This is a genomic window from Gammaproteobacteria bacterium, assembly GCA_030680605.1.
Taxonomy (GTDB): domain Bacteria; phylum Pseudomonadota; class Gammaproteobacteria; order SURF-13; family SURF-13; genus JAQBXX01.
The window spans coordinates 124,219-139,418 of the sequence record JAUXUQ010000007.1 but is presented as its reverse complement, the minus strand read 5'-3'; the positions used below and the strand labels follow the sequence as shown (position 1 = coordinate 139,418).

The 15,200-nt window shown below is 59.2% G+C and carries 17 protein-coding genes and 1 pseudogene; 6 read left to right on the top strand and 12 right to left on the bottom strand.

Annotated elements, in window-relative coordinates; all coding sequences use genetic code 11:
- Positions 1-43 precede the first annotated feature (43 nt).
- The 6 genes from leuB to Q8L89_04000 all read right to left on the bottom strand — a co-directional run bounded on the left by leuB (position 44) and on the right by Q8L89_04000 (position 6,098).
- Positions 44-1,123: a 3-isopropylmalate dehydrogenase gene (gene leuB, locus Q8L89_04025; protein MDP1708214.1), complete on the bottom strand. Its 1,080-nt coding sequence runs from the start codon at positions 1,121-1,123 to the stop codon at positions 44-46.
- 15 nt (positions 1,124-1,138) lie between these two features.
- Positions 1,139-1,777 carry a 3-isopropylmalate dehydratase small subunit gene (leuD, locus tag Q8L89_04020; GenBank protein MDP1708213.1) on the bottom strand — a complete coding sequence of 213 codons (639 nt, stop codon included), beginning with the start codon at positions 1,775-1,777 and terminating at the stop codon, positions 1,139-1,141.
- Positions 1,778-1,791: 14 nt separating this feature from the next.
- Positions 1,792-3,189, bottom strand: a complete 1,398-nt coding sequence (leuC, locus tag Q8L89_04015) for a 3-isopropylmalate dehydratase large subunit (protein ID MDP1708212.1) — start codon at positions 3,187-3,189, stop codon at positions 1,792-1,794.
- A 74-nt stretch (positions 3,190-3,263) separates the two neighbouring features.
- Positions 3,264-4,397 (bottom strand): MFS transporter, encoded by a 1,134-nt coding sequence (locus Q8L89_04010; GenBank protein ID MDP1708211.1) that lies wholly within the window; start codon positions 4,395-4,397, stop codon positions 3,264-3,266.
- 166 nt (positions 4,398-4,563) lie between these two features.
- The gene (gene aroC, locus Q8L89_04005; protein MDP1708210.1) at positions 4,564-5,667 is read right to left on the bottom strand and encodes a chorismate synthase; all 1,104 of its coding nucleotides are present in this window, start codon (positions 5,665-5,667) and stop codon (positions 4,564-4,566) included.
- Between the two features lie 2 nt (positions 5,668-5,669).
- Positions 5,670-6,098 carry a hypothetical protein gene (locus Q8L89_04000; GenBank protein ID MDP1708209.1) on the bottom strand — a complete coding sequence of 143 codons (429 nt, stop codon included), beginning with the start codon at positions 6,096-6,098 and terminating at the stop codon, positions 5,670-5,672.
- A gap of 136 nt (positions 6,099-6,234) precedes the next feature.
- On the opposite strand from Q8L89_04000, the gene grxD reads away from it, so the two are divergent.
- Both grxD and Q8L89_03990 read left to right on the top strand, forming a co-directional pair.
- Positions 6,235-6,573 (top strand): Grx4 family monothiol glutaredoxin, encoded by a 339-nt coding sequence (grxD, locus tag Q8L89_03995; GenBank protein MDP1708208.1) that lies wholly within the window; start codon positions 6,235-6,237, stop codon positions 6,571-6,573.
- A 48-nt stretch (positions 6,574-6,621) separates the two neighbouring features.
- On the top strand, positions 6,622-7,533 hold the full coding sequence (locus tag Q8L89_03990; GenBank protein ID MDP1708207.1) for a TraB/GumN family protein: 912 nt from the start codon (positions 6,622-6,624) through the stop codon (positions 7,531-7,533).
- On the opposite strand, the gene pyrC is transcribed toward Q8L89_03990, so the two are convergent.
- Together pyrC and Q8L89_03980 are read right to left on the bottom strand one after the other, a co-directional pair.
- The gene (pyrC, locus tag Q8L89_03985) at positions 7,530-8,567 is read right to left on the bottom strand and encodes a dihydroorotase (protein ID MDP1708206.1); all 1,038 of its coding nucleotides are present in this window, start codon (positions 8,565-8,567) and stop codon (positions 7,530-7,532) included. The two genes, Q8L89_03990 and pyrC, sit on opposite strands and share 4 nt — an antisense overlap.
- Positions 8,557-8,742 carry a CPXCG motif-containing cysteine-rich protein gene (locus tag Q8L89_03980; protein MDP1708205.1) on the bottom strand — a complete coding sequence of 62 codons (186 nt, stop codon included), beginning with the start codon at positions 8,740-8,742 and terminating at the stop codon, positions 8,557-8,559. The genes pyrC and Q8L89_03980 overlap by 11 nt, the downstream gene beginning before the upstream one ends.
- Positions 8,743-8,774: 32 nt before the next feature.
- Here Q8L89_03980 and Q8L89_03975 point away from each other — a divergent pair, with 32 nt between their 5' ends.
- Complete coding sequence (locus Q8L89_03975; protein MDP1708204.1) at positions 8,775-9,626, top strand: inositol monophosphatase; 852 nt, start codon at positions 8,775-8,777, stop codon at positions 9,624-9,626.
- Between the two features lie 34 nt (positions 9,627-9,660).
- Here Q8L89_03975 and Q8L89_03970 read toward each other — a convergent pair whose 3' ends face one another.
- The 3 genes from Q8L89_03970 to Q8L89_03960 form a co-directional block, all read right to left on the bottom strand.
- Positions 9,661-9,816, bottom strand: a complete 156-nt coding sequence (locus Q8L89_03970; protein MDP1708203.1) for an addiction module protein — start codon at positions 9,814-9,816, stop codon at positions 9,661-9,663.
- 216 nt (positions 9,817-10,032) lie between these two features.
- Positions 10,033-10,473, bottom strand: coding sequence for a DUF3592 domain-containing protein (locus tag Q8L89_03965; protein ID MDP1708202.1), 441 nt, complete (start codon positions 10,471-10,473; stop codon positions 10,033-10,035).
- A 274-nt stretch (positions 10,474-10,747) separates the two neighbouring features.
- Positions 10,748-10,885, bottom strand: coding sequence for a hypothetical protein (locus Q8L89_03960; protein MDP1708201.1), 138 nt, complete (start codon positions 10,883-10,885; stop codon positions 10,748-10,750).
- A gap of 108 nt (positions 10,886-10,993) precedes the next feature.
- Between Q8L89_03960 and Q8L89_03955 the strand changes: the two are divergent.
- The 3 genes and pseudogenes from Q8L89_03955 to Q8L89_03945 all read left to right on the top strand — a co-directional run bounded on the left by Q8L89_03955 (position 10,994) and on the right by Q8L89_03945 (position 13,434).
- Positions 10,994-11,266, top strand: a pseudogene (locus tag Q8L89_03955) (transposase).
- On the top strand, positions 11,263-12,132 hold the full coding sequence (locus tag Q8L89_03950) for an IS3 family transposase (protein MDP1708200.1): 870 nt from the start codon (positions 11,263-11,265) through the stop codon (positions 12,130-12,132). The pseudogene Q8L89_03955 and the gene Q8L89_03950 overlap by 4 nt, the downstream one beginning before the upstream one ends.
- Positions 12,133-12,291: 159 nt before the next feature.
- Positions 12,292-13,434: a hypothetical protein gene (locus Q8L89_03945; protein ID MDP1708199.1), complete on the top strand. Its 1,143-nt coding sequence runs from the start codon at positions 12,292-12,294 to the stop codon at positions 13,432-13,434.
- 261 nt (positions 13,435-13,695) lie between these two features.
- On the opposite strand, the gene Q8L89_03940 is transcribed toward Q8L89_03945, so the two are convergent.
- Entirely contained in the window at positions 13,696-15,195 is a 1,500-nt protein-coding gene (locus Q8L89_03940; GenBank protein MDP1708198.1) for a leucyl aminopeptidase family protein, read from the bottom strand.
- Positions 15,196-15,200 lie beyond the last annotated feature (5 nt).

The following is a 15,200-nucleotide window of genomic DNA, read 5'->3' as shown; positions in this document are numbered from 1 at the left end:
TGGCTGGTAAGTATATGAAGGCTGTGTTCAGCAGTAAGGCGCTTCAACGTTGCAGTGCCGCCAGCACTGCGTCGCCCATTTCCCGGCTGCCCACCTTCCGCATACCCTCGGTGTAGATATCGGCGGTGCGGTAATTCTGGTCCAGCACATCGCTGACGGCGCGTTCTACGCGTGCGGCGAGTTCCGGCTCCTGCAAAGTGTAGCGCAACATCATCGCCACTGACAGCAGGGTGGCGAGCGGGTTGGCGATGTCCTTACCCGCGATGTCCGGTGCTGAGCCATGTATCGGTTCGTACATGCCCTTGCCGTTGGCATCGAGCGAGGCCGACGGCAGCATGCCGATGGAGCCGGTGAGCATCGAGGCCTCGTCAGACAGAATGTCGCCGAAGATATTGCCGGTGACCATGACATCAAACTGCTTGGGCGCACGCACCAGTTGCATCGCGGCGTTGTCCACGTACATGTGGCTGAGTGCAACGTCAGGATAATCCTTGGCGAGCCCGGTCATGATCTCGCGCCAGAGTTCAGTGCATTCAAGCACATTGGCCTTGTCCACCGAGCAGAGTTTTTTATTACGCTTGTTCGCGATATCAAATGCCACCCGACCGATGCGCTCAATCTCGGACTCGCTGTAGCGCATGGTGTTAAAGCCCTCGCGCTCACCATGCGCGAGCGTGTGCACGCCGCGTGGCTGGCCGAAGTAAATATCGCCAGTGAGTTCGCGCACGATCATGATGTCGAGTCCGGCCACGACCTCGGGCTTGAGTGTGGAGGCGGAGGCGAGCTGCGGATACAAAATGGCAGGCCGCAGATTGGCGAACAAGTTTAATTCCTTGCGCAGTCCCAGCAGACCTTTTTCGGGGCGCACGGCAATGTCGAGTGTTTCCCACTTCGGCCCGCCTACCGCACCCAGCAGCACCGCATCGGCTTGCCGGGCAAGCGCCAAGGTCTGGTCTGGCAGGGGCTGGCCGGTAGCGTCGATGGCCGCACCACCCACCAGTGCCTGTTCCATGTCGATGTCGAGGCCGAAGTTGCTGCGCAGGCAGTCGAGCAGCTTGACTGCTTCGGCGATAATTTCTGCGCCGATACCATCGCCGGGGAGTACCGCGATTTTTTTTGTCATGTTCTAAGATACCCTTCAGGTAAACAGCCAGGGAGCTTCAGTGCGGCGTTGCGCCTCGTAGCGCTTGATATCGTCCGTATGTTGCAAGGTAAGACCGATGTCATCCAGGCCGTTTAACAAGCAATGCTTGCGAAACACCTCGACCTCAAACGGCAGGCTGTCGCCCGTGGGTGTCGTGATACGCTGCGTGGCCAGATCAATAGTGAGGGTATAGCCCGGTGTGGCCTCTACTTCCTTGAACAAGCGATCGACGATCGCACTGTCGAGCACGATCGGCAACAAGCCATTCTTGAAGCAGTTGTTGTAAAAGATATCGGCATAGCTAGGCGCAATCAGTGCGCTAAAGCCGTAATCTTCCAGCGCCCACGGTGCGTGTTCACGGGATGAGCCGCAGCCAAAGTTGTCGCGCGCCAGCAAGACACGTGCGCCCTGATAGCGGGGTTGATTGAGTACGAAGTCCGGGTTAAGCGGGCGCCCGCTGTTATCCCGGCCCGGTTCGCCGTGATCGAGATAACGCCATTCATCAAACAGGTTCGGGCCGAAGCCGGTGCGCTTGATGGACTTCAGAAACTGTTTTGGAATGATGGCATCGGTGTCGACGTTGGTGCGATCCAGTGGCGCGACGATACCCGTCAGTGTGGTGAATTTTTGCATCGTTGGTTAGCGTACTAGCGGATATCGGAAAAATGTCCGGCCACGGCAGCGGCAGCAGCCATCGCCGGACTGACCAGGTGCGTGCGACCGCCCTGGCCCTGACGGCCTTCAAAATTGCGGTTCGAGGTCGAGGCGCAGCGCTCGCCCGGCTCCAGACGATCTGCATTCATGGCGAGGCACATGGAACAGCCGGGTGCGCGCCACTGGAAGCCGGCCGCAATAAAAATTTTGTCGAGGCCTTCTTTTTCCGCCTGCTGCTTCACCAGGCCGGAACCGGGCACGACCATGGCGAGTTTGATATTGCTCGCCACCTTTTTGCCGCGCACCACAGCGGCGGCGGCGCGCAAGTCTTCGATGCGCGCGTTGGTGCAGGAGCCGATGAAGATCTTGTCGAGCGCGATGTCGGTGATGGCTGTGCCGGGCGTCAGACCCATGTATTTAAGCGCCCGCTCCATGTCGCCACGCTTTACGCTGTCGGCTATCTGGGCCGGGTCGGGCACATAGCCATCAATGGTGGTGACCATCTCAGGCGAGGTGCCCCAGGTGACTTGTGGCGTGATGGCCGCGGCATCGAGCTGTACCTCTTTGTCAAAGCGTGCATCGGCGTCACTATTTAATGTGCACCATGCGCTCACGGCCTTCTGCCACAATGCATCTTTGGGCGCGTAGGGGCGGCCTTCCAGGTAGGCGAGCGTGGTGTCGTCCACTGCCACCATGCCGCAGCGCGCGCCCGCCTCAATGCTCATGTTGCACACCGTCATGCGGCCTTCCATGGAGAGCGCGCGAATGGCACTGCCCGCGTATTCGATGGCGTAGCCGGTGGCCCCGGCGGTGCCGATCTTGCCGATGATGGCGAGCACGATGTCCTTGGCGGTGAGGCCGGGGCTGAGCGCACCGTCCACAGTGATGCGCATGTTCTTGGCCTTTTTTTGCAGCAGGCACTGGGTGGCGAGCACATGCTCCACTTCGGAGGTGCCGATACCTTGCGCCAGCGCGGCAAACGCACCGTGGGTGGAGGTGTGGGAATCACCGCACACCACCGTCATGCCGGGCAGGGTAGCGCCCTGTTCCGGGCCGATCACATGCACAATGCCCTGGCGCATGTCATTCATCTTGAATTCGGTAATACCATACTCGGCACAGTTGTCGTCCAGCGTTTCGATCTGGAGGCGCGACACGGGATCGGTCACGCCCTGCTCCAGTCCGATGGTGGGTACGTTATGGTCGGGCACGGCAAGAATGCTCGAGGTGCGCCACGGTTTGCGACCGGCCAGGCGCAGGCCTTCGAAGGCCTGCGGCGAGGTGACTTCATGCACCAGGTGACGATCGATATAGAGCAATGCCGTGCCATCGGACTCGGCGCGCACTACATGGGCGTCCCAGAGTTTGTCGTAGAGGGTTCTTCCGATCATAAGTGGGTGACGCGCTGCTTCAGAGAACAGCAGCACATTTTACGCCGATTAGGCCCGGCGTGAAATAGTGCAGTCTAAACGTGCTCGCGCAACAAGCGCCACGCGATCAGGAATGCGCCCAGGCTCAGCAGTGCGGCAATGAAGAAGGTAAATCCCGGCCCTGCGGATTCCCACAGATAACCGCTGTACAGGCTGCCGATCGCGCCGCCGCCGCCGAAGCTCACGCTGCTGTAGACGGCCTGGCCGCGAAACTGGTGGCTGCCGGTGAAGAAGCGGTACACCACCTGCATGCCGGCGGCATGAAAGGCGCCGAAGGTGGCGGCGTGCAGTGTCTGGGCAATGACCAGCAGCGGCAGGCTGTCGGGAAACTGTCCGATCAGCAGCCAGCGCAGGGTGGCCAGCGCAAAACTCCCCATCAGTATCAGGCGCAGCGAAACACGTTGCATGAGGCGCTGCATCAGCAGAAACACGCCGATCTCGCACAGCACGGCAAACGCCCACAGCAGGCCGATGACTGTCTTGCTGTGGCCGTGGTCAACCAGATAAATGGAGTAAAATGTGTAGTAAGGGCCGTGGCTGGCCTGCATCAGAAAACAGGCCAGCAGGAACAGCGCCACTTCCGGGCGCAGCATGGTTTTCAGAAACGGTGCCGGGTGTTCCACGGTGCCGCGCACTTCGGTCTCCGGCAGCGCCATGCCGAACGCCCAGATACCGATCATGAGTGCGAGCAGGCTGGGTAATATCCACCACGGGCCGTAACTGTCGATGACCGGCCCCAGTGCCGACACGCTGACGATAAAACCGATTGAGCCCCACAAGCGCACCCGGCTGTAACCGCCCGCATGGCCGCCGAGGTGACGCATGGTGGTGACTTCCAGCAGCGGCAATGAGGCGTTCCAGAAGAAGCTGAAGACCAGCATCACCAGACCCAGCCACCAGAAGCTGGTGCCGAGAAAGACCCCGGCAAAGGTGACAATGGTGAGGAACGTGGTGAGCCGCACCATGCGCATGCGGCTCTCGCGGTGGTCGGCAATCCAGGCCCAGACATTGGGTGCGACGATGCGCGAGATCATGAGCAGCGCCATCAGGTGACCGATCTCCACGGCGTTGAAACCGATCGACTGGAGATACAGGCCCCAATAAGGCACCAGCGCACCCAGCACGGCGAAGTAAAACAGGTAGAAACCGGATAAGCGCCAGTAGGGCATGGAGACAGTTATGGTGTGCAAGTAACAGGCATAGGAGCGGGCGACGTTGTCATTATTTCAGCGCTGTTGCGTATCAATGATGGCCGGAGTGGGCGCCAAAGAGTATTGGCGCGCAAAACCGGGCTGTGCTGGACGCAGTGCGGCGGACACGCTGCGCCGGATTGCCTCAGGCGGGTGTGCTCCCCGGCAGCACCGGTGTGGTACGTGCTACATCCTTGTTCTGTGCGCGATCACGCAGTACATGATCCATCAACGTCAGCGCCAGCATCGCCTCGGCAATCGGTGTGGCGCGGATGCCGACGCAGGGGTCGTGGCGGCCATGGGTGACCATCTCCATCGCCTCGCCCTGCAGGTTGATGCTGTGTGCGGGCAGTCGCAGACTGGAGGTAGGTTTGAGCGCAATGCTGACCAGAATATCCTGTCCCGACGAAATGCCGCCGAGAATGCCGCCTGCGTTGTTGCCGAGGAAGCCGGTGGGTGTGATCTCATCACGGTGTACGGTGCCTTTCTGCTCGACGCTGGCAAAGCCGGCACCGATTTCCACGCCCTTGACGGCGTTGATACTCATCATGGCGTGTGCAATATCGGCGTCGAGGCGGTCGAAGATGGGCTCGCCCAGACCCACGGGCATAGGGCTGGCCACGATGTTGATGCGTGCACCGATGGAGTCACCTTCTTTGCGCAGACGATCCATGTAATTTTCGATCTCGGCTACCTTGTCTTTGTCCGGGCAGAAAAACGGATTGTTGTGCACTTCGCGCCAGTCCAGGGTATCTATCTTGATCGGGCCGAGTTGCGCCAGATAACCACGAATCACAATGCCATGCTGCTCCAGCAGATACTTGCGGGCAATGGCGCCCGCTGCAACCCGCATCGCTGTTTCACGCGCCGAAGAGCGGCCACCGCCGCGATAGTCGCGGAAGCCGTATTTCTGGGTGTAAGTGTAATCGGCGTGCCCGGGGCGGAAGGTCTGGCCGATATTGGAGTAGTCCTTGGGGCGCTGGTCGGTGTTGTGTATCAGCAGGCCGATCGGTGTGCCGGTGGTTTTACCCTCGAACACGCCAGACAGGATTTGTACCTGATCATCTTCGCGCCGCTGACTGACATGGCGTGACTGCCCCGGCTTGCGCCGGTCGAGGTCGGGCTGGATGTCGCTCTCCGCCAGTGCCATGCCGGGTGGGCAGCCGTCCACGATACAGCCGAGGGCGGGGCCATGGCTTTCACCAAACGTGGTGATTACAAATAATTTGCCGAAGCTGTTACCTGACATGGTTATATCCTTATTGTTGTGTACGGCGGGCGGTTGGTGCTGGCGCCGACGTTAATCAGGTGTTCGTAGTCGTGTACCTGTTGCTCAGAAAATTCCTGAATCGCTGCCACGCCCTGTGCTGCGTAATCATAGAGGGGGTGTGCCGGGTCACTCATCGCCAGAATGATACCGGTATATTCCATGAATTCATCCGCTGTCCAGACTGCATAGTCCGGGGCCTCGCTGAAGCGCCCGGTGCGCTGCATGAACTGGAACCAGCGCTTGTGTTGTGCACCGTTGGATTTTATGCCGATTTCCTTCAGTACACCCAGTGCCATGAGGCCATGAAAGACCGTGTCCTCCACATCAAAGCTGTTTTTGATGAGTTCTACCTGCGCGGGGGGCAGCGGGTCGCGCTGGGGGGTGGCTATGGGGATGTCATTGAGTGCCATCACTGCATTATAGGAGCAGGCGGGCCGTATCGAAAGCCCACAAAAGGAACCCGGAATTAGCGGCTGTGGGGTTACGGGGGCAGCGGCCGGGTCTGGTATAATAGGCGGCCAGTATCAATGTTTGCGAGGTAACGCTATGGATGTGATGGAAAGAATCAAACAGCAGGTGGAAAACAACCCCATTATTGTTTTCATGAAGGGTTCGCCGCAGATGCCTCAGTGTGGCTTCTCCTCCCGCACCGCGCAGGCGCTCAAGGCGACGGGTGCCGAGTTTGCGCATGTCAATGTGCTGGAAGACCCGGAAATCTTCCAGAATCTCCCGCGTTACGCCAACTGGCCTACGTTCCCGCAGGTTTATATCAATGGCGAACTGGTGGGCGGCTGCGACATCACGCTGGATCTGTACCAGAGTGGTGAGTTGCAGAAGATGGTCGACGAGGCCCGCCAGCGTTCAGCCCAGGCTGACAACCACTAGTCTGGTGCCTGCGGCAGCGGGCGAGTTACCTGCCCGCTGCCATCCCCCATGAAATACATCCACAAATGGCTGTTGGCGCTGGCGCTGCTGTGGGCGCCGCTCACCGCGCCTGTCCTGCATGCGGCCTTACCCCAGGCTGCGCCGGTGGTTGCGGCAGCCTTTACCCACGGGCTGCTGTGGAAGATAGAGCGGCCGGGCGTCAGACCGAGCTATCTGTTTGGGACTGTCCATTCCGAGGATCCGCGCGTACTGAACGTGCCAGCGGTAGTACAGCAGGCCTTTGATGGTGCGGACAGTTTTGCCATGGAAGTGCTGCTGGATGACAGCGTTACCCAACAGATGGCAGGCCGGATGTTCCTGCCCATCAGGCAGGATTTAAGAACCCTTCTGGGTCAGGCGCTGTTTACGCGTACAAGCAGCCTGATGCTGGAGTATGGTACGCCGCCCGAAGTCGTGCTGCGGATGAAGCCGTGGGTGGTATTCACCACGCTCAGCCTGCCCAAGCCGGAGACCGGGCTTTTCCTCGACAGGATGCTGCAGGCCAATGCCGTGCAACAAGGCAAGCGAGTGCATGGTCTGGAAACCATCGACGAGCAACTCAAGGTGTTTGACGAAATTGCCCTGCAGGATCAGATCGTTTTGCTGGAAGAGGCGGTTGAGAACCACGCACAATTGAAGCGCGACTTGCAGCAAGTGATAGAGCGCTATCTGGCACGTGATCTGGCGGGTATGCAACAACTGAGTGACGAGGAGTCGAGCCGCTTGGAAAACCCGCGCCTGGTTGCAGAGGTTGAACGCCGATTGATATATGAGCGCAACGTGCGCATGGCAGAGCGCATGATGCCGCGCTTGCAGGAGGGTAATGCCTTTGTTGCTATCGGCGCCCTGCACTTGCCGGGCGAGCAGGGCGTGCTGCGGCTGTTGCAGCAGCGTGGATACAGTATTTCCGTAGTGTATTAAGCCGGGCTCAAGCTCCAGGCCATGGCTTGTCCGGCACGCAACGGCACAATGGAGTCCGTGCCGGCAGCGTAACTCAGTGGTACCGTCCACTTTTTCTTGAGTAGCGTGATTTTTTCCTGGTTGCGCGGTAACTGGTAGAAGTCTGCACCGAAAAAGCTGGCGAAACCCTCCAGTTTGTCCAGCGCGCCAGCTTGGGCGAATGCTTCGGCGTAGAGTTCAATGCCAGCGTGTGCTGAATAGATTCCGGCACAACCGCAGCCAGACTCCTTGGCGGTTTGTGGGTGCGGTGCGCTGTCTGTGCCGAGGAAGAACTTCGGGTTACCGCTGATGGCTGCGCTCAAAACTGCTGCACGGTGTTCTTCCCGCTTCAGTACTGGGAGGCAGTAATAATGGGGGCGTATTCCACCCTCAAACATCGCGTTGCGGTTGAGCAGTATATGGTGCGCGGTGATCGTCGCGCCCACCGTGGCTGGCGCGGCGCGCACAAATTCGACCGCGTACTGGGTGGTGATGTGTTCCAGCACGATGCGTAGCCGGGGGAAGCGCTCGATCAGGCCGCGCAGGTAGCGGTCAATAAAGGTTTTTTCCCGGTCGAACACGTCCACATCGTTGCCGGTGACTTCGCCGTGCAGCAGCAGCGGCAGGTCGTGCTCCTCCATGGCGGCGAGTGCTGTGTAGGTCTTGTCCAGCGCAGTGACACCCGACTCGGAATTGGTTGTCGCGCCTGCCGGATAATATTTGACGGCGGTTATCTGGCTGGCCTTGGCCCGGGCGACTTCCTCAGCCGATGTGTTGTCGGTGAGGTATAGCGTCATCAGTGGCTCAAAGTTTGAGTTATGGGGCAGCAGATCAAGGATACGCGTGCGGTAGGCTAATGCCTGCGCGGTGGTCGTTACCGGGGGTTTGAGGTTGGGCATGACGATGGCGCGCGCGAAGCGCTGGGCGGTATGCGGCAACGCAGTTGCCAGCGCGGCCCCATCACGCAGATGCACATGCCAGTCGTCGGGACGGGTGAGTGTAAGGCTAGTCGTCATCACGCAGGGTTTTCACGCCAAGGAGTTTTCCCGCATAATCCACTTCTATATGAAAATTTATCGGGCGACAGCACACATGACAATCCTCAATAGTTTCCTGAGCTCCGGCCGAAGTATCAATTTCGACTGTAAACCGCTCGCCGCAGTAAGGACACTGTATGCTACGCGAAATCAGCACAAGTTCAGTTTAGCAGGGCTGTAACACACATGACTGCAAAAAATGAAATAAATTTTTCCCTGGACGAGCTTGCCCGGTTACGTGACATCGTCAGCCGCGCCGCACGCGAGGAACTGCTGCCCCGTTTTACCGTATGCCTGCGCCACGAAAAGGCGGATGGCAGTACCGTGACGGAGGCGGACTTTGCCTTGCACCACCGTCTGGAAAGCGAGCTGGCCCGGCGCTGGCCCGGCTATGCCTTCCTCAGCGAGGAGATGGCGGCCGAGCAGCAGCAGCAACTGATGCAACACGCGGAAACCGGATTGTGGTGTCTCGACCCACTGGACGGCACCACAAATTTCGCCGCCGGCATTCCGTTTTTTGCCGTATCACTCGCCCTGCTGGTGGCAGGTGAAGCGCGTGCGGCCATCATCTACGACCCGATACGGGATGAGATGTTCAGCGCGTGCAAGGGGCAGGGTGTGTGGCTGAACGGCGAGCGCCTGACGCCGCAACCGGAGCAACGCAGTTTGCGGCAGTGCGTGGCAGTGGTGGACTTCAAGCGGCTGACCGCCCCGCTGGCCGAGCGCCTGGCACGCACGCCGCCGTATCTGTCACAGCGCAACTTTGGTTCCGTTGCGCTGGAATGGTGCTGGCTTGCTGCCGGGCGCTTCCATGTGTATATGCACGGCGGGCAGAAGCTGTGGGATTACGCGGCGGGCAGCCTGATTCTGAGTGAGACAGGCGGTTTTGCGCTTACGTTAAACGGTACGCCGGTCTGCTGCGCGGACTTACAGCCGTCCTCGGTAGTGGCGGCGCTGGATGAACGGCTGTTTCAGGAATGGAAGGCATGGCTGGCGGGCGGGCGCCCTCCTGATCTCCTTGTCCACTCTGCGGCCTGAAAGCCGCAGAGTGCCGGTTCAATGACACTGGGCACTAGCGTTGCCAGCGTGCTTGGGCTTCAGTCTTGATGGTTTCCCAGGAGATGGCGTTGTTCGGCGCAGCATTATCCTCGGCGAGGCGACGGTCGAGCTCGGCCTTTTCTGCCGGGCTGGGTGGCAATAGCCCAGCTTCAATGGCGACCGAATCCAAAAATCCTGTGCCAGTTCAATTCGATCTTCGACGCTCATGCTGTCTATACCGAGTGCGTGTAGCGCTCGTCCCATGATGGCCTCCTGTGTTGCGATGTAGTCTACGACAAAGGGTGGGCGGCAAATAGCACAAGGGTGCAATAAGCGCAGCGCATTGCACCGGATGATTGGCCGGTACACATGCGGCGCAATGCCCTTTGGTTATTGCGCCCTTGTGCTATGTATAGTTGCCGAAAAACAGGGCGAATATCCCAAAGATCATGGCGGTGATTCCCATGGCGAGCATCATCCAGTCGCCACGGGCCAGACCAGGCTCAAGTGTGGCCTGATCAGGCTGATCGGGGTTGTAATATACGGGGACTTTGGCGCCGACGGGGTATTTCCCGGCATAGCCTACAGCGAGTTCCGGCGAGGAGTTGGCGCCGCCTGGAAACTCCAATGCGCGCTGATAAGTGTGCGTGGCCACCGTGTAGCTGAACAGGAGGTGCGGCGGCAGGCCGTCGGCTTCTGACGTGGGCGCGGACTGTTCAATGACGCCTTCAACCATGGGCCAGCGCCGCGTTTTTCGTGCCTTGGCAATGATGAACCAGCCCCACAGGGTAACAATAAAACCGGCGATGATGAAGAGGCCGAGAATGATCGCATATGGGTTGAACATGAGGTCTCCCTTTTCAAACAAGCCCATCCGGGGTTAGCCAGCACCTCTGACGCAAGCGCCCCCGCGACTTGCTTGATTCCATCCGACCACTGCAACGCGACCTTGTCGGCGAGGCTTGGGCTGTAATCATGTACGTCACGCCGCGTTACCTCGACCCAGATAGGCAGAACGACTTTCTTTCGTTATTTCTCAGTGTGTAGGTCGGATCAAGCATAGCGGATCCGACGTTGCTTTGTCGTCTCCGCTATGCTTGATCCGACCTACATATATCCCATTATCTTGACTTGCCGCGTGGGCGAGTCAACACGTTTTGTTCCAGTAATAAATTGAGCGTAAGGCGCACGCCGAAGCCGGTGATGTCGGTCGGGATGTGGGCGAGGCCGCCTTTATGGTTACCGCTCGATAAATCCACACAAGAATAACAGGGTCAGCCTGAGGTATACCTAGTTTCACGGACACCCAGATAGGCACATAATGCCAGAAGGAGGATGTCCGATGAAGAAGCGTCCGTTGTTTCCCCAAGGAATTCAAGCTGGAAGCGGTGCGATTATTGGAACGCGGCGATAAGCCTGCCGCCGACCTTGCCCGCGAACTCGGAATTCGACGCAACCAGATCTACAAGTGGAAAGAGCAGTTGCAGGCCAAAGGTGGGGAGCAGGTGTTTCCTGGCCACGGTCGCCGCGCTGGCCGGGAGGCGGAGTTCGTGAAGCTTCAGCGCGAAAACGCACGCCTCAGGGAAGAGAATATCATTTTAAAAAAGTCGGCCGTGTACTTTGCGCGGGAATCGTCGTGAGATATCAGTTCATCGAGGAGCACGCGCGAGCTCACCGTATCACTGCGCTGTGTCGGGCGCTCGAGGTCTCCCGCAGTGGTTACTACGCTTGGCAAGGGCGGCTCGCCTGCACGCGGACATTGGAAAACCGTGATGTGCTCACGCGCATCCAAACCGTCCATGCCCGCGCACGTGAGGCCTATGGCGTGGTCAAGACGGTGCGGGCACTCCGGGCAGAAGGCCAGATGTACGGCCATAATCGTGTGGCGCGGTTGCGCAGCCTCCACGGTATCGTGCCCAAATGGGCGCGCCGCTTCCGTCTGTCGTATGCGGCCCGCAACAGTGATCCGGCCGCACCGAATCTGCTGGATCGCCACTTCACTGTGGACCGGCCCAATCGCATATGGGTCGGCGACATCACCTTCATCCCGACCCGCGAAGGCTGGCTGCATCTTGCGGTACTGCTCGATCTCTACTCGCGCAAGGTGGTGGGCTGGGCCATGAGTGATCGCCAGAACCGGCCACTCGCCAACGATGCCTTGGTCATGGCCATCGCGCGGCGCAATCCCAAGCCCGGCCTCATCCACCACACCGACCAAGGCATCCTGTACGCCAGCGTAAGCTATCGCGCCATACTGAAGGCCCACCACATGATCCCCAGTATGAGTATGAGCAGGAAGGGCGATTGCTACGACAATGCCGTGGCCGAGAGCTTCTTCTCTGGCCTCAAGAATGAGCTGGTCTGGGGCTGTGACTTCAAGACCCGGGCCGAGGCAAGAAGCGCCCTCTTCGAGTGGATTGAAGTGTTTTATAATCGGGAACGGCTACGCGAAACACTCGGTTACGTGAGTCCGATGCAGTATGAAGAAAAATCTATTGCCCCCTAACCACATGTCCGTGGAATCGGGTATGCCTCAGCCTGACCCCATTGATCACACAAGCATAAGCGTGATCACGGGCGTCTGAACCCGGAAAATGGTCGATGGTTTTCGGGGAAAATGGCCTTTATACTTCTTATACACTATCGGAATGATTAAAGAGCCATCATGTTTTGTTTTAAGAAATGGGGAAGTCCGGTGTTCTCGGTTTGGTGCCTGGCTTTGGCTGGCCCGGCTGCGGCCGTTGAATTCTCTGTGAACGGCGATGTGCGAACGGGATTTTTCTCGCTGCACCGCGACGACCGTAACGGCACGGAAGACACAACCGACGAATTTCGGTTGCGCGTGCGCCCTGGGGTCAGCGCCAAATTCAACGAGCAATGGCTGGCACAGGTTCGCTTCGCCGGGCGTTATTCCACGGATGATCGCAACGCGTTGCACTTCGAGATTTTCAGCAGCATCCCGGCTGATGACGGCTTGCGCCGCGGCGATTCCACGCTGGACGAGGCCTATGTTGAATATCGTCCGGACACGGCATGGCAAGTGCGCCTTGGCCGCTTCCAGAGCAAGGCCGAACTCGCTGGCGTGGCCAAGAAATCGCTGGATCGGAATGACAGCCCGAACACCGACATCACCTGGACCGATGGTGTTCAGGTCAAGCACACGTCCGTGAGCGGCTGGGCCACGACTGCGATTGCCCAGTACAACGACAGTGAAGGTGCAACCCAGGTACGGCATGCACCGCTTGATTTCAGGGGCGACGGCAGTCGCGTGTCCTATTTTGTCGGCCTTGAAAACACACAAAAAGCCGGACCGCTCATTCAGCGCGCGGTGGATATCACCTGGTTGCCGGATGCCCTGCACAGCAGCGGTGTCGGTGTGGGGCCAGTTGAGGACTACTGGGGCTTGGTCGGCCGACTCGCTGGGCAGTGGCCGATGCGTGGCAGCATGAAGTTCATGCTGGCCGGCGAAGCAGGTTACGCCCCGAACACCCCTCAACGCAGCGTGGTGAGAACCGGTACGTCAGGTGACGCCGATGGACTCGCGGCACAGATCACGTTCAATTTTATCGATATTGTTCCACGGCACAGCGTAGGGCTTGTGTTCGGCCGTGCGGGCGATGGCTGGCTGTTGTCTCCGGATTTCGGCCCCAATGCCAATCTCGTCGAGTTGCGCTACAAATGGGCCATCGACAAGGAACAGGCATTAGAGGCGCGCGTCCGGAATCGTGAGGATATTCATCAGCGCGTCGGCAGTTTGTACAAACGCGAGGACGTCGATTTCTATGTGCGTTACACGTTCAAATTTTAAGGCTCTTTCATCGTTATTTGTTGGTGTTGGACAGCGCTTTGGGAGGGGCGCCCTTGCCCCGATTTGAGCACGTCTTGCGGCGCATCGAGGCTAACGCCGCTCCTGCGGCGGCGTCTGCGGGATGCCAAAGGACAGGGACCTCATCAGGGGGCAAGACATGACTTCAACCACCAACAGTGACATGGCCAATGGTTGCCGAGAGGCAACGACGAAATCCAGCAAAACGAGTCTCCTTCCCGCGCATCGTTCATATATTAATTATCATGACTTGCCGCGTGGGCGAGTCAACACGTTTTGTTCCAGTAATAAATTGAGCGTAAGGCGCACGCCGAAGCCGGTGATGTCGGTCGGGATGTGGGCGAGGCCGCCTTTATGGTTACCGCTCGATAAATCCACATGCACCCAAGGGATGTCTTTTTCCACAAACCGGTTTAAAAATCGCGCGGCGAGGATGTGATCGGCTTCGCCTTCCGTGCTGCACTGTTTGATGTCGGCGATCTTGCTTTCGAGTTGCGTGTCGTAGTCTGCGTCCATGGGGAACGGCCACACGCGTTCGCCGCTGGCGCGTCCGGCTTCGATGAGGGTGGAGTTCCATTGCGGGCGATTGGTGAAGGCGCCGCTGTAAGCCGTGCCCAGCGCATAGACGCACGCGCCGGTGAGGGTGGCGTAGTCGATCATGAGCGCGGGTTTGCGTTTGCAGGCGAGGGCGAGTGTGTCGGCGAGTATCATGCGGCCTTCGGCGTCAGTGTGTACGACTTCGATGCTGGTGCCGTTGCAGGCGCGTACCACGTCGTTTTGTTTGTAGGCGTTGGGGCCGATGTGGTTTTGCACCAGTGCGAGCCAGCAGTCCACCGGGAAATCGACTTTAAGCGCGGTGAGCGCGAGCAATGTGCCAAGCGCGACCGCGCTGCCTTCCATGTCCTCGTGCATGCCGTACATGTGCTTGGCGGGTTTGAGGTTGGTGCCGCCGGTGTCGAAGCAGACGCCTTTGCCGACCAATGCGACGGACGGTTTGCGCGTGCGCGCGGGCTGGTAACGCAGATGTACAATGCCGGCGTCCGGCACGCTGCTGCCTTGCGCGACGGCGAGAAACGCACCGGCCTTAAGGCGCTTGAGTTTTTTGATGTCGAGAAACTGCATGCGCCAGCCGTGCTCACGGGCGAGCGCAGCGATGCGCTGGCGATACAGGCCGGGTGTCAATTCGTTCGGCGGCAGCGCGGTGAGGGAGCGGGCGAGATTGTTGCCCTCTGCCTCGGCAAAGGTGCGGCTGAGCGCGAGTTTTTTCTGCACGCCGTATAGATCGAGCAACGCGAGCTTGACCGGTTTGTCCTTTTTGCTTTTGAAGTGGGGCAGGGGCTGGCTGGCGGCCAGCAGCGCCGCAACCAGCGCTTCTGCCACGCGGGCGGCGAGCAGGGCACTCAGTCCCGCCAGACACAGGGTGAGGGTGCGTGGGTTGGGTGCCATGGCTGCTGCTACCAGCTTGCGCGCCAGCGTCAGCAGTTCAAAGCTGCTGCTGGTTTCGTCCACAGTAGCGAGCGCCACAGGCGTGCCGGCAGCATCGGGTAAATCTGTGCTGAAGGGTATGCGTGTGCAATCGTGTTCTGCGCGGCGTGCGAGGCGTTTTCGCAACACGTCACTGTGGGGAAATAGCGGCCAGTGGTTTTTGTCGCGGCTCGTGGGCAGCACGACAATCAGGCTGTCCGTACTGCCTATGCGGGTGATGGCCTTAGCATGTTGTTTTATCTTGACTTTGCTGTTCATTATGG